This is a genomic window from Microvirga pakistanensis (assembly GCF_004458765.1).
Lineage (GTDB): Bacteria > Pseudomonadota > Alphaproteobacteria > Rhizobiales > Beijerinckiaceae > Microvirga > Microvirga pakistanensis.
The window spans coordinates 1-223 of record NZ_SPJX01000542.1 but is presented as its reverse complement, the minus strand read 5'-3'; the positions used below and the strand labels follow the sequence as shown (position 1 = coordinate 223).

Sequence of the window (223 nt, the reverse complement as noted above, 5' to 3'; positions counted from 1 at the left end):
GGGTTGCCCATGCCGATGGCGGACGGGTTCTCGAGCTCCGGCGCTTCCGGCAGATGCGTGTCCAGCGCGATGGCGCGGGTGTCCGGATAAGGATCGCGCAGGGGAATCTCGGTCCACGCCAGGCGCGGCGGACCCATGTCGACGGTGAACGTGGTGTCGGAGACTTGGCTCACCGGCAGAAGGCCCGCCCTCGTCTCGAGCACCAGCCCCCGGCCTGCCGGGC

The 223-nt window shown here is 70.9% G+C and carries 1 pseudogene; it reads right to left on the bottom strand.

The window, feature by feature from the left end:
• Positions 1 to 223: pseudogene (locus tag E4K09_RS23735) on the bottom strand (diaminopimelate epimerase); the annotation flags it as partial.